Below are 15,266 nucleotides of genomic sequence, written 5' to 3'. Positions count from 1 at the left end.
GCGGAGGCCAACCTGTCCAATCGTAGGGAAGGATGTATGGGCCGTTTTTTTGCGAATATGACAATTCGCGCCAGCTTGCTGTGGGTGTTGGTCTTTTTCTCGGCGATGCTGGCCTTGGGCGCGGTGCTGGGCGTGGTGTCGCTGAAAGTCGGCGATACCGCCATGCGCGATATGCGCCGCAGCCAGGCCGTCAGCAATGCGCTGGACGAAATGGTCCGCGACTACAAGAATGCAATGATCGGCCTGGGCCGCGCCGCGGCGCTGCATCTGAACGACGTTATCAAGCAGGTCGGGCAACCCGGTATTCCGCAGCCAGGTCTGGGCGGCCCCGCCAGGAGCCTCGTCGATTTCGCGCGTATATCCTATGACAAGGCGATGGCCGATTTCAAGCGGTACCAGAACCTGCCCAAGCCGCCAGGACTGGAAAGCGAGTTCAAGGAAATCGATGACGCTTTCCTGGCCCTGATGCAGCAGGGGCTGCGGGTCATGTTCGACGACCTCGCCAGGGCCGACATACCGGCGTACCAGACGCATGCGCAGGTGGTGTCCGACGTGATGGACGATCGCCTGTCGCTCGCGATCGGCCAATACATGGCCTGGCGCATGCGTACCAACGACGCCGCCTTCGACCAGGCCGAACACCGCTTCGGCCTGGTGCTGACGGCCGTCGCGGCCGGCGGCGTCCTGGCCCTGCTGCTGGTGCTGGCCACCTATGTCTTCCTGCGTCGCCGCGTGGTGCGGCCGCTGGCGGGCGCCGCCGCGCACTTCGACCGCATCGCGGCCGGCGACCTGACCCAGCATGTGGACGTGCAATCGACCAATGAAATCGGCGTCCTGTACGCGGCCATGAAGCGCATGCAGGAATCCCTGACGCGCACCGTGTCGGCGGTACGCCGTGGCGTGGACGAAATCAATATCGGCGCGCGCGAAATTTCGGCGGGCAACACCGACTTGTCCAGCCGAACCGAGCAGCAGGCCGCGTCGCTGGAAGAAACCGCCGCGTCGATGGAAGAACTGGCCTCGACGGTGAAGCAGAACGCCGAGAACGCGCGCCAGGCCAACCAGTTGGCGGGCAGCGCTTCCGACGTGGCTGAGCGCGGCGGTTCGGCGGTGGCCGAAGTCGTGAGCACGATGCAGGAGATCTCCGGCAGCTCGCGCAAGATCTCGGAAATCGTCAGCGTGATCGACGGCATCGCCTTCCAGACCAATATCCTGGCGCTGAACGCGGCGGTGGAAGCGGCGCGCGCCGGCGAACAGGGCAAGGGCTTCGCGGTGGTGGCCGGGGAAGTGCGCTCGCTGGCGCAGCGCAGCGCGCAGGCGGCCAAGGAAATCAAGGCGCTGATCGAGGATTCCGTGAGCAAGGTCGGCGCGGGTTCGCAGCAGGTGGAGCGGGCCGGCGCGACGATGCAGGAAATCGTGGCCTCGGTGAAGCGGGTGACGGACATCATGGGCGAGATTTCGGCCGCATCGGAAGAACAGTCCAGCGGCATCGACCAGGTCAACCGCGCGGTCTCGCAGATGGACGAGGTGACGCAGCAGAACGCGGCGCTGGTGGAAGAGGCGGCCGCGGCGGCCGGCTCGCTGCAGGAGCAGGCCCAGCGCCTGGCCGAAGCCGTCGCCGTCTTCAAGATCAACGAAGGGCAGGTCATCGACGTGCCGGCGCAGCAATTGTCCGGTTCGCTCCTGGCGCGCGCGCCTATGCTTGCGGCCCAGGCCGCCTGAGAGGAAAAACGTGGCCACGGCGACGGCATCCGCGAACCCGGTCGAACGGCAATTCGAGTTCCGAGAGACCGACTTTTCGCGCGTGCGCAATATGATCCACGCCCGCGCCGGCATCTCGCTGGGCACCCACAAGCGGGAGATGGTCTACAGCCGTCTGGCCAGGCGGCTGCGCGCCCTGGGCCGCGTGGACTTCAGCAGCTATCTGGACCAGCTCGAATCCCGGCCGGACGACCCCGAATGGGAAGATTTCGTCAACGCGCTGACTACCAACCTGACCGCCTTCTTTCGCGAGTCGCACCATTTCCCCATCCTGGCCAAGTTCGCCGCCGCGCGGCCGCAGCCGGTGTCCATATGGTGCTGTGCCGCCTCGACAGGCGAGGAGCCGTACTCGATTGCCATCACGCTGATGGAGGCGCTGGGCGCGCGGGCCGCCACCAGCGCGACCGTACTGGCCACCGACATCGACACGAATGTGCTGCAGCGTGCCCGCACCGCTGTCTATCCTTACGAGCGCGTCGCCAAGGTCGAGGAGGCCCGGCTCAAGCGCTTTTTCCTGAAGGGCAAGGGCGCCGCGGCGGGACAGGTGCGGGTCCGGCCCGAAGTTGCCGGCATGGTGCGCTTCGACACCCTGAACCTGCTCGCGCCCAGTTGGCCGATCCAAGAGAAGTTCGACGCCATCTTCTGCCGCAACGTCATGATCTATTTCGACAAACCGACGCAGGCGCGGATCCTGGAGCGCTTTGCGCCGTTGTTGAAACCCGGTGGCCTGCTGTTTGCCGGCCACTCCGAAAACTTCAGCTATATCAGTCGCGATTTCCGGCTGCGCGGGCAGACAGTCTATGAATGCCTGGGGAGACCGTAAGGGCGCGCCCCATCGGCAAACGACATGCAGAAAAAAATAACGGTTCTATGCGTCGACGATTCCGCGCTGGTGCGCGGCCTGATGACGGAGATCATCAACAGCCAGCCGGACATGACGGTCGTCGCGACCGCGCCCGATCCGCTGGTTGCGCGCGAACTCATCAAGAAGCACAACCCGGACGTGCTGACGCTGGATGTCGAAATGCCGCGCATGGACGGCCTGGACTTCCTGGAAAAGCTGATGCGGCTGCGTCCGATGCCGGTCCTGATGGTGTCGTCGCTGACCGAACGTGGCTCCGAGATCACCTTGCGGGCGCTGGAGCTGGGCGCCGTCGACTTCGTCACCAAGCCCAAGCTGGGCATCCGTGATGGACTGCTCGAGTACACCGAGCTCATTACCGACAAGCTCCGTGCCGCCGCGCGGGCCCGTCCACGCGCGCTGGCGCCGGCCGCGCCGTCCCGGCAGGTGCTGCGTTCGCCGCTGTCCAGTTCGGAGAAGCTGGTGATCATCGGCGCTTCCACGGGCGGCACCGAAGCCATACGGCATGTACTGCAGCCCATGCCGCCAGACAGCCCGGCCATTCTGATCACGCAACACATGCCGGCGGGCTTTACCCGTTCGTTCGCCCAACGCCTGGATTCCCTCTGCAGCCTGACCGTGCGCGAGGCCACGCACGGCGAGCGGGTGCTTCCCGGCCACGTCTACCTGGCGCCGGGGGGCGACTACCACATGCGCCTGAGCCGCAGCGGCGCCAACTATGTGGTGGAACTGGACGCGTCGGAGCCGGTGAACCGCCACCGGCCGTCCGTCGATGTACTGTTCCATTCGGCCGCGGTCAGCGCCGGCCAGAACGCCATCGGTGTGATCCTGACCGGCATGGGCAAGGACGGCGCGGCGGGCTTGCTGGAAATGAAGCGGGCCGGCGCACGGACCCTGGCGCAGGACGAGGCCAGCTGCGTCGTGTTCGGCATGCCGCGCGAGGCGATCGCGCTGGGCGGAGCCGATGAAATCGTATCGCTGGACGGGATGAGCGAACGCATATTGGCCAACGCGGGAGACCGGGGTCACCGCGTGTGATGCCGGGCCGCGAAGCGCCCGGACGAATATTTATCTTTTGGAGTCGATGAGATGGTTGACAAAAATTTGAAGATTCTGGTGGTGGACGACTTTCCGACCATGCGTCGCATCGTCCGCAACCTGCTGAAGGAACTCGGGTTCGAAAACGTGGACGAGGCCGAGGACGGCCAGATGGCGCTGGACAAGCTGCGCACGGGAGGCTTCCAGTTCGTGGTATCGGACTGGAACATGCCCAACCTGGACGGCCTCTCGATGCTGCAGCAGATCCGCGCCGACGCCAACCTGTCCAAGCTGCCTGTCCTCATGGTGACGGCCGAGGCGAAGAAAGAAAACATCGTCGCGGCGGCCCAGGCCGGCGCCAGCGGTTATGTCGTCAAGCCTTTCACCGCAGCCACGCTCGAGGAAAAGCTGAACAAGATCTTCGAAAAACTCGGCAGCTGAGGGCAAGGCCATGGAGACCACGCAGAACCCGAACGGCGATCCCGGCGAGCTGATCCAACGCATCGCGTCGCTGACGCGGATGCTGCGCGACAGTATGCGCGAACTGGGCCTGGACCAGGCCATCAAGGACGCCGCGCAGGCGATCCCCGACGCGCGCGACCGTTTGCGCTACGTCGCCCAGATGACCGAGCAGGCCGCCCATCGCGTGCTCAACGCCATCGACCAGACCCAGCCTATCCAGGAAGAAATGTCCAAGCAGGCGCAGGCGCTGGACCACCGCTGGCGCGAGTGGTTCGACCAGCCCCTGGAACTGGCCGAGGCCCGCGAACTGGTGCAGGACACCCGCGGCTTCCTGCAGGCCGTCCCGCGCAACACGCAGGCGACGCAATCCAAGCTGCTCGAAATCATGATGGCGCAGGATTTCCAGGACCTCACCGGCCAGGTCATCATGAAGATGATGGACGTCGTCGGCGCCATCGAAAAGGAACTGCTCCAGGTCCTCATCGACAGCGTTCCCACCGAGCGCAGGGACGAAGCCAATTCCCTGCTCAACGGCCCCCAGGTGAACCCCACCGGCAAAGTGGACGTCGTCACCAGCCAGGACCAGGTCGACGACCTGCTGTCCAGCCTGGGCTTCTAGCAGCACCCAAACGGGGCGACCAGCAACCGGCCCGCGCCCCGCAATAATCTTCCAGGCCGCCCGTGCCTCCGGACGTCGGGAAAATCTGCCGATGCCCGCAATGTCACGGCCCGCGGGGCCGCGACTTTGCCACGCGCCGTGCGCCACGCGGGGTCCGCAGTCTACCCGGACCGCCACACCGTTGGACGTTGGAAAGTCTGCCGATGCCCGCAAAGTCACGGCCCGCGGGGTCCGCGACTTTGCTACGCGCCCTGCGCCCGCAGCGGCCGATGGAAGGCCCACGGCCACCGATATTTCCACGCGCCCTCAACATCCGCAGCACCGCAGCGGCACCACTACCCAGTACGCTGGTTCTGAAGCGCCACAAGGCCTCGAGCAACGTATGCCGATGGGCGGCCCCCGCGGGCCGTTCATCGGCGGGCGGGCCCAGACCTTCCATCAGCACGCCCCGCACAACGCAGCGGCAAGAACCCAGACGGTGGCAGCACCCGTGAATGAGAGACGCCGCAGGCCGGCGGGGTAGTCGCCTGCCGGGGACGGCGCGTAAGGGAAGAGCGAGCTGGCGCGAAGGGAAGCGAGCCGCACGGGTATGAACAAGAACCCCGCCGCGCAGCGGCCGCTGGACGAGCGTGCGTAGCGGTGTCCGGCGCCCCGCGGCGCCGGACCGACCGCCCGCGACGGCACCGGCAGGCGACTGCCCCGCCGGCCGTCCAAGAAACCAGCCGTCCCAGAAGCCAGACATCCCAGAAACCACACTCCCCAGAAACCACACTCCCCAGAAACCACACTCCCCAGGAACCGCCAGTCCCCAACCCGCCGGAAGACCTCCCACCACACCCCGAAAAGCGACGCTTTACCCGGTCTGATCGCGCATTCGCTTTCAGGCGCTTTTCCTACAATTCCGTGGGCACGTCCACGTCCGGATAAGCGTCAAGCATGGCCGAAGAAAGCGATCTCGAAAAAACCGAAGCTGCCTCACCGAGGCGCCTGGAAAAGGCGCGCGAGGAAGGGCAGGTTCCCCGTTCCCGTGAACTGAGCACATTCCTCGTGCTCGCCACCGGCGTTGCCGCCCTCTGGGGCGGGGGCGCCTACATGTATGCCACCCTCGATGGCGTCATGCGCAACTCCCTGGGCTTCGACCCCAAAGTCGCCCGCGACTCCAGCTACATGCTCGTCGGCGCCGCCGAAAGCGGCTGGCACGGGCTGCTCGCCCTGCTGCCCGTCCTCGGCCTGCTCGCCGTCGCCGGCATCTTCGCCGCCATGGCCCTGGGCGGCCTCGTCTGGTCCGGAAAACCGCTGGAATTCCAGCTCTCCAAGCTGAACCCCCTGTCCGGCATCGGCCGCATGTTCTCCTGGCAGACCGTCGTCGAGCTCATCAAGGCCGTCGCCAAGGCCCTGCTCGTCGGCTCCGTGGCCGCGGGCGCCATCTGGCACTACCACGACGACATGATCGGCATCATGCATGCCTCGCCCTCGGCCGCCCTCGCCACCATGCTCAACATCGTCGCCATGTGCTGCGCCATGGCCGTGGGTGCGCTCCTCCTGGTCGCCATGCTCGACGTCCCCTGGCAAATGTTCAGCCATGCCAAAAAACTTCGCATGAGCAAGGAAGACGTGCGCCAGGAATTCAAGGAAAGCGAAGGCGACCCCATGGTCAAGGCGCGCATGCGCCAACTCCAGCGCCAACTGGCGCGACGCCGCATGATGGCCGAGGTTCCCAAGGCCGACGTCGTCGTCACCAACCCCACCCATTACGCGGTCGCCCTGCGCTATACCGAAGGCGACATGTCCGCGCCCCGGGTCATCGCCAAAGGCATGGGCGAAATCGCCGCCCGCATCCGCGAACTGGCGCAGGAACACCGCGTCCCGATGTTGGAGGCGCCGCCTCTCGCGCGCGCCCTTTACCGCCATGTCGAGCTGGGACAGGAAATCCCCGCCGCACTGTATACCGCCGTCGCCGAAGTCCTGGCATGGGTTTTCCAGCTGCGGGCCTGGCGCCCGGGCTGGGCAGAACCGGTGCCGCCAGCCGACTTGCCGGTGCCCCAGGCGCTGGACCCGCACGCGGCCGCCATGGCCGCTCAAGGAGCTTAAGGAATGGGCGCGCTGATCGCCATGTTCAAGAACAACGGCGCGGCCCACGCGCGTCTTCTCGCCGGGCCGATACTGATCGTCATGGTCCTGGGGATGATGATCCTCCCCTTGCCGGCGTTCATCCTCGACCTGTTCTTTACCTTCAATATTGCATTGGCGATCATGATCCTGCTGGTCGCCATGTTCACGCGCAAGCCGCTCGATTTTGCCGCCTTCCCGTCGGTGCTGCTGTTCGCGACGCTGCTGCGCCTGTCGCTGAACGTGGCTTCCACGCGCGTCGTTCTACTGAACGGCCACACCGGCCCCGACGCGGCGGGCAAGGTCATCGAGGCCTTCGGCCACTTCCTGGTGGGCGGCAATTTCGCCGTCGGCATCATCCTGTTCGTGATCCTGACGATCATCAACTTCATCGTCATCACCAAGGGCGCCGGCCGTATCGCCGAAGTCGGGGCGCGGTTCACCCTGGACGCCATGCCCGGCAAACAGATGGCCATCGACGCGGACCTGAACGCGGGCCTGATCCGCGAGGACGAGGCCCGGCGCCGGCGCGGCGAAGTGGCGCAGGAAGCCGACTTCTTCGGTTCCATGGACGGCGCCAGCAAGTTCGTCCGCGGCGACGCCGTGGCCGGCCTGCTCATCATGGCGCTCAACATCATCGGCGGCCTGATCGTCGGCGTGGCGCAGCACGGTCTCTCGGTCGGCGAATCGGCCCGCGTGTACACGCTCCTGACCATCGGCGACGGCCTGGTCGCGCAGATTCCGGCGCTGGTCATCTCCACCGCCGCCGGTGTCGTGGTGTCGCGCGTGTCGAACGACCAGGACATCGGCCAGCAGATGATCGGCCAGCTGTTCTCGAATCCCAGCGTCCTGTTCCTTACCGCTGGCATCATCGGCGTGATCGGCCTGATCCCCAATATGCCGCACCTCGCGTTTCTGGCGCTGGCCGCGATGTTCGGCGGCGGCGGCTGGCTGTTGCACAAGAAACAGACGCGCACGGCGGTGGAGCAGACCCGGCAGCCTTCGGCCGCGCAGGAGCAGGCCAAGATCGCCGCGGCGGAGGCCAGTTGGGAAGACGTCTCCATGGTCGACCAGCTGGGCCTGGAAGTCGGATATCGGTTGATCCCCCTGGTGGACCATTCGCAGAATGGCGAGCTGCTGCATCGCGTGCGCAGCCTGCGCAAGAAGTTCGCGCAGGATGTGGGTTTCCTGCCGCCGGTGGTACATATCCGGGACAACCTGGAGCTCAAGCCCAACGACTATGTCATCCTGCTGTCCGGGGTGGAAGTGGGACGCGGCGTCGCCATGCCGGGCCAATGGCTGGCCATCGATCCGGGCGGCGTCACGGTCAAGCTCAAGGGCACGCCGACCACCGATCCGGCCTTCGGCCTGCCCGCCATATGGGTGGAAGCCGGACTGCGCGACCAGGCGCAGGTGGCCGGCTACACCGTGGTCGACGCCAGCACCGTGGTCGCCACACACCTGAACCACCTGATGCACCGCCATGGCGCTCAGTTGCTCGGTCGCCAGGAAGTCCAGCAATTGCTGGACCGCATCGGCCGCGACGCGCCCAAGCTGGTCGAGGACCTGGTGCCCAAGACCTTGTCCCTGACGGTGCTGCAGAAGGTGTTGCAAGGCCTGTTGGCCGAGGAAGTGCCGATCCGCGACATGCGCTCCATTGTGGATACGCTGTCCGAGCACGGCCCGCGCCTGGCCGCGCTGAACGCCACCGCGGGCGGACAGCCCGATGTCAACGAACTGATCGCCCTGGTGCGCCGCGCGCTGGGCCGCGCCATCACGCAGCAGTGGTTCCCGGGCGACGGGGAAGTCCGGGTCATCGCGCTGGATGTGAAGCTGGAACGCGTACTGTCGCAGGCCATCTCCACCAGCGGCGTGCTGGAGCCGGGCCTGGCGGATACCCTGCTGCGCGAGACCCGCGCCGCCGTCACGCGCCAGGAGGCGCAGGGCAATGCCCCGGTGCTTGTCGTGGCCCCGGTGCTGCGGCCGCCGCTTTCACGCTTCCTGCGCCACCACGTGCCCCAGTTGGGCGTCCTGGCGAATACGGAGATTCCAGATGAACGCATTGTGCGCGTTACCGCGCTGATCGGGGGCCAGGCTTGAAGATCACCCGTTTTTTCGCGGCGACGCACCGCGAAGTGTTGCGCGAAGTACGCCTTGTGCTGGGGCCCGACGCCCTGATCATTTCCAGCCGCAGCATCGATGGCGGCGTCGAGGTCATGGCCACGGACCCGTCGGCCATCGATGACGAAGGCCGTATCCGCGTCTCGCAGCCCGAAGCAGTCGAGGTCGCCACCGCGCCCCGGGCGCAGCCGGAGACCGTGGTCCGGACCGCGGCTGCCGTGGCCCCGCCGGCTGCGATGGCGCCGGCGGCCCCGCCCGCGCCGGCTCCCGTGGCGCGCGGCGCCTTGCACGGCGCGTCCCCGCCGCCTCCCCGCTATGTGCCCGACGATGCGGCGCTGGCCCTGGTGGACGAGGACAGCAGCCAGTACCAGCCGGCCGGCGCGGCAACCCCCGATGCAGCACAGGTCACCGAAGCCCTCAATGCGCTGCGCGGTGCGCTCGAAACGCGTATCGACGGACTGATGTGGGGCAAGGGCCTTAGCCGCGAACCGGTCCCCACGACCCTGTTCCGCACGCTGCTGGAGGCCGGCTTCAGCGCCAATCTGGTGCGTGCGATGTTGTCGCGCCTGCCGCCACGCCTGAGTTTCGCCGCCGCCCTGAGCTGGGCACGCAATGAACTGATTGCCCACCTGCCGGTTATCGGCGGTGAAGATGAACTGCTGGGCAACGGCGGCGTCTTCGCCCTGGTCGGCCCGACGGGCGTGGGCAAAACCACGACGCTGGCCAAGCTGGCCGCGCGCTGCGTCGAACGCGTGGGACGCGAGCAGGTCGCCATGCTGACCACGGACAATTTCCGTATCGGCGCGCACGAACAATTGCAGATTTACGGGCGCCTGATGGGCGTACCGACGCGGTCGGTGCGCGACGTCGACCAATTGCGCACCACGCTGGCCGAACTGGGCACGCGCAAGATCGTCCTTATCGATACCACCGGTATCAGCCAGCGCGATCGCCATGTCGCCGAGCAGGCCGCGATGCTGTGCGGCGCCGGCCGGCCGGTGCAACGCCTGGTCGTCCTGAACGCCGCCAGCCAGGGCGACACCCTGGACGAGGTGGCCCACGCCTATCGCAATGGCGCGGACGAGGATGTGCGCGGCTGCATCATCACCAAACTCGACGAGGCCTCGCGCTATGCGGCCGCGCTGGATACCGCGATCCGCCACCGCCTGCCGATCCATTATGTGTCGCGGGGCCAGCGCGTGCCCGAGCACCTGGACGTGCCGAGCGCCGCCGAACTGGTCGATGGTGCCTTCTCCTGTCTGCGGCGGCCGGCGCTCTACACGCCCAGCGAGGCCGACCTGGCCGCGCTGTGGTCGGCTTCGCGCGACGAGGCCGGCGGCTTGTCCATGGACCCGGTGCGGCGTCGCCAACTGCTTGCGTCCGCGGTGCTCAGGCCCCAGGGCAGCGATGCGGATACGGAACGCGATATGGACGCCGCGCTGGCGTGGATCAATACCGATCCGGCCTGCGTGCAGGCGCGCGAGCTCTGGCGCGGCTATGGCGGTGACCAGCCGCTGGCCACCGCGGCCCTGGCCCGTGCGCCGCTGGACATGGTAAGGACGGAGTTTCCGGCCACTTGCGCGCGTCATCTTCTGGCGATACACGGCCAGGTCGCGATGAGCGGGCAGGGCATGCCGGGCGGTACGCTGATGGCTTCTCTGCTGATGAGCGATCGCGGCGCGGCGCTGGCCGCGCCGGTGCAGCAGCTGGCGCTCGAGCATGGCATGGTGTCCAGCCTGGAATCCGGTGGCGCGGCGCGCGCCAACGTGGCGGACGCCCTGGCCGGGCGGGCCGCATGGCTGGCGCAGGCGCTCAAGCCGCTGCCCACCGTGCACCTGCTGGCCGCCGGTACCGCCGCGCTGTGGCAATCCCTGTCGGCGCAAGGCATGGCGTGGATGTCCCGCTGCACCGGCGCCCTGCGGGTGATCCAGGACGAGACCCCTACCACCTTGCAGGCGGTCGGCAAGACGCTCGGTTATGTGCCCGTCGGGGAAGCCGGCGACATGGTCGGCCTGAGCCAGGTCGTGGGGGACGCGGTCGTGCCGCTGCGCCTGTGGGCGGCAGGCACGGAAGTGGTCCTGGCCGGCCGCGGCGTCGACGCGGCGCCGGTGCGCCTGGTCTGCGCCAAGCTGATCGACCCCAGCGGCCGGGTCGTGCAGCAGTTGTACGGCCTGACCAACGTCGGCGTGGCCCAGGCCGATGCCGCCGCGGTGTCGCGCTGGCTGGTGTTGCACGACCACGCCAAAAGCACATTCCGCTACATGGCGCATGCCTGGCAGCCCTTGGCAGGGGGCTGCACCGGCGACGACTCCATGCTGCGCCAGTTGCTGATGGCGGGCCAGTTGGGCGCCGCCTGCTGGCAATTGGCCCACGCGCCCTCGGCCGCCGTTATGCGGCGCCTGCTGCAAAGCCTGATGGGACCCGAACGCAAGCTGCCCGCCCGGCTGGTGCCGCCGGCTTTGCTGCGCTTCTTCGCGATGGTGGAAATGGCGGGCTAGGGCTGCACCCGGAGGCGGCGGACCGGCGATGGCGCGGTCCGCATGTAAAGGGCCACGAAACGTGGCCCTTTTCCTTGGGTCCACCCGCGATGCGGGTGTGTGCAGGCGCGCCCTGGAAGGGGACGCCCCGTATGCGGCTTCAAGTCGCGACGATGGTCTTGCCCGAGCCGCCGCCCTGGCGCGAGCGGCCGTTGGCATCGTACAGGTTCGCGCGCTTGGTCAGCGCCTGCAGCGCGTCGAGCGCTTCCTCGGTGTAGCGCAGGTGCATGTCGATCAGCGCGCCGTTGCGGTCGTTGATGCCGGCCGCCGCCGCGCAGCGATCCAGCAACTGCGCCCAGATGCGCCCGACGTCCGGATCGCGTTCCGCGGCCTGGGTGGTGCCGCCGTGGCCCGGCGGCAGGCCCATTTCCGCCAGCAGCGCGTCGCGCCGTTCGCTCAGGGCTTGCAGCCGGCTGGCAATGCCGTGCTTGGATTCGGTAATCGCGTTCAGGGCCTGGAAGGATTGACGCTCCGTCAGGGCTACCGTTTCGGATCCCAGGAGTTCCGTGAATTCGACGACGAGCGCATCCTCTTCCAGCAGGCATTCATAGAGTTTTTCTGCGCTATTCATGATGGTCCGGATGAAATACGTGGAAGGACTCGGGTTACGGCTTGCGTTCGGAAAGGGCGCGGGCGGCCGCGGAAAGATGCTGGAACCGGCCCGACATGGCGGCGGTCCCGGCACGGCTACTTCAACAGTTCCTGGGCGCTGGCGATCAGCCCATCGGCGATGCGGGTGGGATCGATCTTGATCTGCCCCGAGGCGATGGCGTCGCGGATGGCGGCCACCTTGGCGGTATCGATGTCCGAACCGCCGCTCTGCATATCCAGCAGCTTGCGCGAGACCGGGCTCAAGTCCACCTGGGCGCTGCTCGACGCCGCGCCCCCGCCGCCGCCGTAGGCTTGGCCCAACGCGGTGCGCGTGCTGGCGGACTCGGCGGGCGTGGTCGTGGGCCGGGCGGTCGAGGTATTGATCTTCACGGTCGAAATCCCGCGGAGCGGGCTCCTGGCTGGGCAGGCGAAGCCGCCTGCTGATGCCTGTGTAACGGCAGAAAATCCCCGAACTTTAGGGGGGCTTCCGGGGTGTTATGAGCTTGTAACATCTGGGGCGTAAGGGCTCAAGAGGGGCCGGTTACAGGGGGACTTCCACCGTGCCGCGCGACTGCAGGATGCCGCTGACGATCTGCCCCGAGGAGGTCTTGACCTCCACCATGGCGCCCGGCGAGGCATTGCTCAAGACCTGGCCTTCGCTGCTGACGACGAACCCGGGCCCCCGCGCCATGATGCGCACCGTCTGGCCGCGCTGGACGGAACCGGCGCTGCGCAGGGTCGACGCGCGGATGGCCTGCCCCATGCCGATGCGGTTGCTGGCGGTCATGCCGACCACCGTCTGCGGATCGGTGATGGCGCCGGCCGGCAGGTTGATCAGGTCGCCGTCGCGCGGCGCCAGGTCGGTCAGCTCGATGGTCTCGCCGGCATTGATGGGGCGGGCCGCCACGTAGTATTGGCCGGGCAGGCTGACCGTGGCCTGGACATACACGTTCCAGGGGCGTGGCGCGGAACAGCGCACGCCCACGCTCATGCGCGTGCGCGGCCGTACCTGCCCAGCGATGGATGCCGACAGCGCCTCGCAGGCCGGCAGGCGGTCGGTATGCACCTCGTCCATCTGGATATTCGGTTGTCCCGGCAGGGAAGACAACTGCTGGCGCAGATAGTCCTCGGCGACCTGCTGGACGGCAGCGGGGTCCTGCGGGGCGTCGGCCGCGCCGCCGGCGCGCGCCTGGGCGTAGGCCTGCTGGGTCGGGGCGCCGAGGGCGGCCAGTGCCAGGGCCAGGGCAGGATAAAGAGAGCGTCGCGTCATGGAAGATCCCGCGGCAGGCCGCAAGGCATGGAAGATGGGGAGATTGTAGAAGCGCGCGGCGGCAAGCAATACGCGAATTGGCGGAGGAATGGCCGGTTATTTGGATGATTGTGGCCGACGCCCCGCACCTATGATTCCCGTCATGCAGAAATCCCCCACCACGCCGTGCCGACTGTGTCGGCTTGCCGCCCCGCGACAGGGCGGGTACAGGCTTGCCGCCCCGGGATGGGGCGCGTACAGGATACGACCCGCATGATAGATCGTCTCAGCCAGGATATCGGCTTCTTCCAGCAATCGCTCGGCCTGCGCGCGCAGCGCCAGGAAGTGCTGTCGGCCAATATCGCCAATGCCGATACGCCCAACTACAAGGCGCGCGATTTCGATTTCAGCGCGGCGCTGCAGAACGCGATGGGCTCGTCCATGAACCTGCCGGCCGTGAACCTCGCCTTGACTTCGCCGCGGCACATTCCCGCGCAGGGGCAGGGGCAGCCGACCGTCGACCTGCTGTACCGCGAGCCCTACCAGGCCAGCCTGGACGGCAATACGGTGGATATGGACGCCGAGCGCGTGCGCTTTGCCGACAACACGCTGCACTACCAGAGCTCCATGACAGTCCTCAGCGCCAAGCTCAAGGACATGTTGACGGCCATTTCCCAATAACGCGCGGACCAGGAAAACCATGGGATTGTTGAGCATCTTCGATATCGCGGGCTCCGCCCTGACGGCGCAGTCGCAGCGCATGAACGTGGCCGCCAGCAACCTGGCCAACGCGGACAGCGTGGCCGGGCCGGACGGCCAGGCCTACCGCGCCCGCCAGGTCGTGTTCCAGGTCAATCCGCCTGCCGGACAGCCGGCCGGCGCGGAGGTCGGTGGCGTGCGCGTGGCCGGCATCATCCAGGACAACGCGCCGATGAAGCGCATGTACGACCCCAGCCACCCGCTGGCCGACGCCCAGGGCTACATCACCATGCCCAACGTCGACCCCGTGGCGGAAACCGTGAACATGATTTCGGCGTCGCGTTCGTACCAGGCCAATGTGGAGGTGTTGAACACCGCCAAGGCCCTGATGCAGCGAACGCTGTCCATCGGCCAGTAGGCCGTGACCCCACGCCGATCCACGGACACCGGAGCCATCGATGACCACTACCAGCAACGTCAATAACAACAACCCCGCTTTCGGCGCATCCGGCAATTCCTCGGGTACGCCCGGCGCGTCCAGCGCCCAGTCCCTGCAGGACCAGTTCCTGACGCTGCTGGTCGCGCAGATGAACAACCAGGATCCCCTCAACCCGATGGACAACTACCAGCTGACCTCGCAGCTGGCGCAGATTTCCACCGTGCAGGGCGTGCAGGATCTGAAGAATGTCCTGCAGACCATCAGCGGCCAGGTCGACGTGTCGCAATCCATGGATGCCGTGTCGATGATCGGCAAGCATGTCCTGATCCCCGGCTCCACGCTGAAGATGGACACGGACGCCACCGGCACGCGCGTCACGACGCCGATCGGCATCGACCTGCAGGGCGACGCCAACAAGGTCGTCGTGAAGATCAGCGACAGTTCGGGGCGCGTGGTCCGCACCATGGATCTCGGCGCCCAGGACGCGGGCATCCTGACCCCCAGCTGGGATGGCAAGGACGACACCGGCAACGCCATGCCGGACGGCTCCTACACCATCGCGGTGGCGGCGACGGACGCCAACAACAACGCGGTCACGGCCGAGGCGCTGACCTACGGCAAGGTCGACGGCGTGGCGTATTCGACGCAAGGCGTACGACTGGATCTGGGCCTGGCCGGCCAGGTCAGCATACTGGATGTGCGCAAGGTATTGGGCAGCTGACGCGGTAGGGATGCCGCCCCTGAGTCGGCGCTTCGATCAACTGACTGGATAAGAGAGA

Annotated in this window: 14 protein-coding genes; 11 read left to right on the top strand and 3 right to left on the bottom strand. The window is 67.1% G+C overall.

Going from position 1 to position 15,266, the window contains the following annotated elements; translation table 11 throughout:
• Window positions 1–36: 36 nt before the first annotated feature.
• From BAU07_RS15390 to flhF, 8 genes are all read left to right on the top strand, one after another.
• Window positions 37–1,722: a methyl-accepting chemotaxis protein gene (locus BAU07_RS15390; protein ID WP_066659326.1), complete on the top strand. Its 1,686-nt coding sequence runs from the start codon at window positions 37–39 to the stop codon at window positions 1,720–1,722.
• Between the two features lie 10 nt (window positions 1,723–1,732).
• On the top strand, window positions 1,733–2,584 hold the full coding sequence (locus BAU07_RS15385) for a CheR family methyltransferase (protein WP_066659325.1): 852 nt from the start codon (window positions 1,733–1,735) through the stop codon (window positions 2,582–2,584).
• 24 nt (window positions 2,585–2,608) lie between these two features.
• Window positions 2,609–3,661, top strand: coding sequence for a protein-glutamate methylesterase/protein-glutamine glutaminase (locus BAU07_RS15380; RefSeq protein WP_066659324.1), 1,053 nt, complete (start codon window positions 2,609–2,611; stop codon window positions 3,659–3,661).
• A 51-nt stretch (window positions 3,662–3,712) separates the two neighbouring features.
• On the top strand, window positions 3,713–4,102 hold the full coding sequence (gene cheY, locus BAU07_RS15375; protein ID WP_066659323.1) for a chemotaxis response regulator CheY: 390 nt from the start codon (window positions 3,713–3,715) through the stop codon (window positions 4,100–4,102).
• A 10-nt stretch (window positions 4,103–4,112) separates the two neighbouring features.
• Entirely contained in the window at window positions 4,113–4,742 is a 630-nt protein-coding gene (gene cheZ / locus BAU07_RS15370) for a protein phosphatase CheZ (RefSeq protein ID WP_066659321.1), read from the top strand.
• 936 nt (window positions 4,743–5,678) lie between these two features.
• Entirely contained in the window at window positions 5,679–6,833 is a 1,155-nt protein-coding gene (gene flhB / locus BAU07_RS15365; protein WP_066659320.1) for a flagellar biosynthesis protein FlhB, read from the top strand.
• Between the two features lie 3 nt (window positions 6,834–6,836).
• A complete protein-coding gene (flhA, locus tag BAU07_RS15360) occupies window positions 6,837–8,951 on the top strand; it encodes a flagellar biosynthesis protein FlhA (RefSeq protein WP_066659317.1) in 2,115 nt (704 codons plus the stop codon).
• The gene (flhF, locus tag BAU07_RS15355) at window positions 8,948–11,470 is read left to right on the top strand and encodes a flagellar biosynthesis protein FlhF (protein ID WP_066659314.1); all 2,523 of its coding nucleotides are present in this window, start codon (window positions 8,948–8,950) and stop codon (window positions 11,468–11,470) included. Before flhA ends, flhF begins: the two co-directional genes overlap by 4 nt.
• Window positions 11,471–11,609: 139 nt before the next feature.
• On the opposite strand, the gene BAU07_RS15350 is transcribed toward flhF, so the two are convergent.
• The 3 genes from BAU07_RS15350 to flgA form a co-directional block, all read right to left on the bottom strand.
• Entirely contained in the window at window positions 11,610–12,080 is a 471-nt protein-coding gene (locus BAU07_RS15350) for a flagella synthesis protein FlgN (RefSeq protein ID WP_066659312.1), read from the bottom strand.
• A gap of 116 nt (window positions 12,081–12,196) precedes the next feature.
• A complete protein-coding gene (flgM, locus tag BAU07_RS15345; protein WP_066659310.1) occupies window positions 12,197–12,490 on the bottom strand; it encodes a flagellar biosynthesis anti-sigma factor FlgM in 294 nt (97 codons plus the stop codon).
• Between the two features lie 151 nt (window positions 12,491–12,641).
• Window positions 12,642–13,370 carry a flagellar basal body P-ring formation chaperone FlgA gene (gene flgA / locus BAU07_RS15340; protein WP_066665469.1) on the bottom strand — a complete coding sequence of 243 codons (729 nt, stop codon included), beginning with the start codon at window positions 13,368–13,370 and terminating at the stop codon, window positions 12,642–12,644.
• A 252-nt stretch (window positions 13,371–13,622) separates the two neighbouring features.
• On the opposite strand from flgA, the gene flgB reads away from it, so the two are divergent.
• Genes flgB through BAU07_RS15325 form a run of 3 tightly spaced genes read left to right on the top strand, consistent with a single transcriptional unit; the run spans window position 13,623 to window position 15,208 of the window.
• A complete protein-coding gene (gene flgB / locus BAU07_RS15335; RefSeq protein ID WP_066659308.1) occupies window positions 13,623–14,030 on the top strand; it encodes a flagellar basal body rod protein FlgB in 408 nt (135 codons plus the stop codon).
• Window positions 14,031–14,049: 19 nt separating this feature from the next.
• Window positions 14,050–14,466 (top strand): flagellar basal body rod protein FlgC, encoded by a 417-nt coding sequence (gene flgC / locus BAU07_RS15330; protein ID WP_066659306.1) that lies wholly within the window; start codon window positions 14,050–14,052, stop codon window positions 14,464–14,466.
• 40 nt (window positions 14,467–14,506) lie between these two features.
• Complete coding sequence (locus BAU07_RS15325) at window positions 14,507–15,208, top strand: flagellar hook capping FlgD N-terminal domain-containing protein (protein ID WP_066659304.1); 702 nt, start codon at window positions 14,507–14,509, stop codon at window positions 15,206–15,208.
• Window positions 15,209–15,266: the final 58 nt, after the last annotated feature.

The sequence above is a fragment of the Bordetella flabilis genome, assembly GCF_001676725.1.
Lineage (GTDB): Bacteria > Pseudomonadota > Gammaproteobacteria > Burkholderiales > Burkholderiaceae_B > Bordetella_C > Bordetella_C flabilis.
This window is presented reverse-complemented; position numbering and strand designations above follow the sequence as displayed.

Bases quoted from the DNA above. Each gene is read 5' to 3' on its own strand.
- cheZ (WP_066659321.1), top strand. From the start codon at position 4,113: ATGGAGACCACGCAGAACCCGAACGGCGATCCCGGCGAGCTGATCCAA.
- BAU07_RS15325 (WP_066659304.1), top strand. From the start codon at position 14,507: ATGACCACTACCAGCAACGTCAATAACAACAACCCCGCTTTCGGCGCA.
- flhA (WP_066659317.1), top strand. From the start codon at position 6,837: ATGGGCGCGCTGATCGCCATGTTCAAGAACAACGGCGCGGCCCACGCG.
- BAU07_RS15380 (WP_066659324.1), top strand. From the start codon at position 2,609: ATGCAGAAAAAAATAACGGTTCTATGCGTCGACGATTCCGCGCTGGTG.
- flgA (WP_066665469.1), bottom strand. From the start codon at position 13,370: ATGACGCGACGCTCTCTTTATCCTGCCCTGGCCCTGGCACTGGCCGCC.
- cheY (WP_066659323.1), top strand. From the start codon at position 3,713: ATGGTTGACAAAAATTTGAAGATTCTGGTGGTGGACGACTTTCCGACC.
- flhB (WP_066659320.1), top strand. From the start codon at position 5,679: ATGGCCGAAGAAAGCGATCTCGAAAAAACCGAAGCTGCCTCACCGAGG.
- BAU07_RS15350 (WP_066659312.1), bottom strand. From the start codon at position 12,080: ATGAATAGCGCAGAAAAACTCTATGAATGCCTGCTGGAAGAGGATGCG.
- flgC (WP_066659306.1), top strand. From the start codon at position 14,050: ATGGGATTGTTGAGCATCTTCGATATCGCGGGCTCCGCCCTGACGGCG.
- BAU07_RS15390 (WP_066659326.1), top strand. From the start codon at position 37: ATGGGCCGTTTTTTTGCGAATATGACAATTCGCGCCAGCTTGCTGTGG.
- flgB (WP_066659308.1), top strand. From the start codon at position 13,623: ATGATAGATCGTCTCAGCCAGGATATCGGCTTCTTCCAGCAATCGCTC.